Origin of the sequence: Cellulomonas algicola (genome assembly GCF_003851725.1) — a bacterium.
GTDB lineage: Bacteria > Actinomycetota > Actinomycetes > Actinomycetales > Cellulomonadaceae > Cellulomonas > Cellulomonas algicola.
The window spans coordinates 1-3,470 of the sequence record NZ_BHYL01000087.1 but is presented as its reverse complement, the minus strand read 5'-3'; the positions used below and the strand labels follow the sequence as shown (position 1 = coordinate 3,470).

General features: G+C 73.0%; 6 protein-coding genes. All 6 read left to right on the top strand.

The features are described 5' to 3' along the window. A partial coding sequence (locus CTKZ_RS06605) for a purine nucleoside phosphorylase YfiH/LACC1 family protein (protein WP_148090466.1) occupies positions 1–427 on the top strand: 427 nt, incomplete at its 5' end. A gap of 179 nt (positions 428–606) precedes the next feature. Further along, complete coding sequence (locus tag CTKZ_RS06600) at positions 607–1,092, top strand: cell division protein SepF (protein ID WP_124342209.1); 486 nt, start codon at positions 607–609, stop codon at positions 1,090–1,092. Position 1,093: 1 nt separating this feature from the next. Beyond that, a complete protein-coding gene (locus CTKZ_RS06595) occupies positions 1,094–1,384 on the top strand; it encodes a YggT family protein (RefSeq protein WP_124342208.1) in 291 nt (96 codons plus the stop codon). 154 nt (positions 1,385–1,538) lie between these two features. Then, entirely contained in the window at positions 1,539–2,198 is a 660-nt protein-coding gene (locus CTKZ_RS06590; protein WP_124342207.1) for a DivIVA domain-containing protein, read from the top strand. A 148-nt stretch (positions 2,199–2,346) separates the two neighbouring features. Then, entirely contained in the window at positions 2,347–2,808 is a 462-nt protein-coding gene (locus CTKZ_RS06585) for a TraR/DksA family transcriptional regulator (RefSeq protein WP_124342206.1), read from the top strand. A gap of 20 nt (positions 2,809–2,828) precedes the next feature. After that, on the top strand, positions 2,829–3,470 hold a 642-nt coding region (locus tag CTKZ_RS06580; RefSeq protein WP_124342205.1), incomplete at its 3' end, for a signal peptidase II.

Sequence of the window (3,470 nt, the reverse complement as noted above, 5' to 3'; positions counted from 1 at the left end):
CGTCGCGGACTGCGTGCCCGTGCTGCTCGCCGACGCCGAGGCCGGCCTGGTCGCCGCGGTGCACGCCGGTCGGCGCGGGCTGGTCGCGGGCGTCGTGCAGGCGGCCGTCGACGCGCTCGCCGTCGCGGGCGCCGACCGGGAGCGCGTGCGCGCCGCGGTCGGTCCGAGCATCGCGGGGGCGTCGTACGAGGTGCCGCGCGACCTGCACGACGAGGTCGCCGCGGCGGTCCCGGAGACGGCCGCGACGACGGCCTGGGGCACGCCCGCGCTCGACCTGCCCGCGGGTGTCGCGGCGGTGCTGCGCCGCGCCGGTGTGCGGGCGGTGCAGCGCGTCGACCGTGACACGTTCACGGACCCCGACCTCTTCTCCTTCCGCCGCGACGGCACGACGGGCCGCCTCGCGGGGGTCGTGCGCGCTCCGGGCTGACCAGCGACGCGACCCGATCGGGCGAGTCCGGCGCGTCGCGGGCGTGTCGCGGTGGCGGTCCGCGGACCCGTTGCTAGCGTGACCGTCGGAGGGAGCCCGTCGCTCCCGGTACCGGTGTCCCCGGTGCCGGACGGCGGGACCGGGAAGGCCGGAGAGATCCGGGGAGGGAGCCACAGGCGATGGCCGGAGCGCTGCGCAAGACGATGCTGTACCTCGGTCTGGCCGACGACCGGTCCGAGCACGAGGAGTACCTCGAGGACCTCGACGGAGGGGACGTCGCCGTGGAGCACGAGTACGAGGCACAGGTCACGCCGCTGCACCGCCCGGTGCCGCGCACGCCCGCCCCGGCGCCCGCGCCGGCGCCGGTCGCGCACGACCTGCGCCGCATCACCACGATCCACCCGCGCTCGTACAACGACGCGCGCAAGATCGGCGAGGCGTTCCGTGAGGGCACGCCGGTGATCATGAACCTCACGGACATGGACGACGCGGACGCCAAGCGTCTCGTCGACTTCTCCGCGGGTCTCATCTTCGGCCTGCACGGCGCGATCGAGCGCGTGACGAGCAAGGTGTTCCTGCTCTCGCCCGCGCACGTCGAGGTCGCGGGCGACGCCGCGCCCTCGGAGCCGCAGGCCGGACGCTCCGGCTTCTACAACCAGAGCTGACGTGCGCCTGCTCTTCGGCGTCCTGTACCTGGTCGTCCTCGCGTTCTTCCTGCTGCTGCTCGTCCGCCTGGTGCTGGACTGGGTCCAGTTCTTCGCACGCGACTGGCGCCCCCGCGGTGTGGCGCTCGTCATCGCCGAGGCGACCTATACGGTGACCGACCCGCCGCTGAAGGCGCTGCGACGGGTCCTCCCGCCCGTCGGGATCGGGTCGATCCGGCTCGACCTGGCGTTCTTCGTGCTGGTCATCGGGTGCTCGCTGCTGATGGCGGTCCTGGGCAACCTGGCCGCATGATCACGCGCCCCGCGACCCACGGACGGACCGTGTCCACGCCCGGTCCAGCCGTGTGTCGAGGGACGTGCCCCCGCTGCAATCTCCGCTACGGTGGCCCGAGGCGGTCGGTCGACCGCCGCGGCCCGACCGAGCTCGACCGACAGAGGTGACGACGATGGCACTGCTGACCGCAGACGACGTCCTGAACAAGAAGTTCCAGGCGACGAAGTTCCGCGAGGGGTACGACCAGGACGAGGTCGACGACTTCCTGGACGAGGTCGTCAACACGCTGCGCGAGCTCCAGAACGAGAACGAGGACCTCAAGACCAAGCTCGCCGCCGCCGAGCGTCGGATCGCCGAGCTGAGCCGCGCCGGTGCGCAGCAGGCGGCTCCCGCGCCGAAGCCCGAGCCGGTCCCCGAGCTGCAGAAGCCGCAGCCCGCCCCCGTGGTCGCCCCCGTCGCGCCGGTCGCGCCGCAGCGTCCGAGCGAGCCCGAGTCGGCGACGGGCATGCTCGCCCTGGCGCAGAAGCTGCACGACGACTACGTCCGCAGCGGCCAGGAGGAGAGCGACCGCCTCGTCGGCGAGGCGAAGACGCAGGCCAACCGCATCGTCCGCGAGGCGGAGGAGACGTCGCAGCGGACGCTGGGCCAGCTGGAGCAGGAGCGCTCGCTCCTCGAGCGCAAGATCGACGAGCTGCGGGTGTTCGAGCGCGACTACCGCACGCGTCTCAAGAGCTACCTCGAGAACCTGCTGGGCGACCTCGACAACCGGGGCAACGCCCTGCCGCCGCGCTCCGGTCAGGCGCAGCCGGTCGGGGACGGTCAGAACATCTGACCCAGGACGGCGCCGGGCCGCGTCGTCACAGGTCAGGGCAGTACTCGCACGACACACCACGCCGGGGATTCACCCGGCGTGGTGTGTTGTCTCCGGACGTATCCACGCATAAAGTCGCGGGACTTGACGACTTGGGGGGGACCAGGACGTGGCAATCAACGACGCACTGAGCGACGTCGCCGTAGCGGCCGACACGAAGGATCTGGACGAGCGCGTGAAGCAGTTCCCCGTCCGCGACGGCGAGTCGCCCTGGACGGCGGCCGAGGTCAAGGAGGTCGCCGACGAGCTGACCTCGGACATCGACCGTCTGACCGGTGAGCTCGCGGCTGCCGACGCGGAGCTGTCCGACCTGCTGCGGAACTCCGGTGACGGCGCCGGCGACGACCAGGCGGACTCGGGCTCGTCGGCGCTCGAGCGCGAGCAGGAGCTCACGCTCGTCAACAACACGCGGGACCTGCTCGCGCAGACGCAGCGCGCGCTCGGCCGGATCTCGGCGGGCACGTTCGGCACGTGCGAGTCGTGCGGCCGCGCGATCGGCAAGGCGCGGGTGCAGGCCTTCCCGCGCGCCACGTTGTGCGTCGAGTGCAAGCAGCGGGAGGAGCGTCGCTGACGCGCCCGTAGACTCCTGCGGTGCCTTCCACGACCTCCGGACCTGACGCGTCCGCGACCACGCCTGCGCGCCGCCGGCGGCTGGTGACGACGCTCGTCGTCCTCGCCGTCTCGGTGCTGCTCGTCGACCAGCTCACGAAGCAGTGGGCGCTCGCGTCGCTCGAGGAGGGCGTGCGGCACGAGCTGCTCGGCGACCTGCTGGGGCTGCAGCTCGTGTTCAACCCCGGTGCCGCGCTCGGGATCGCGACCGGCATGACGTGGGTGCTGACGGTCGTCGCGACGGTCGTCGTCGTCGTGGTCGTGCGCGCGTCGCGCCGGATCGGCTCGGCCATGTGGGCCGTCGCGCTCGGTCTGCTGCTCGGCGGTGCGCTGGGCAACCTCGTCGACCGGTTCCTGCGTGAGCCCGCCTTCGCGCGCGGCGAGGTCGTGGACTTCATCGCGTACGCCAACTGGTTCGTCGGCAACGTCGCCGACATCGCGATCGTCGTCGCGGCGGGCCTGATCGTCCTGCTCGCAGGGCGCGGGGTGCACCTCGACGGGACGCGCGACGGCGACGCCGCGCCTGCCGACGGCGCCGCACCTGCCGACGGCGCCGCAGGCCTCGACGGCTCCGCGACCCGCGACGGCTCCGCGCACGACGCGCCTGGCGCCGGGGCACCGACG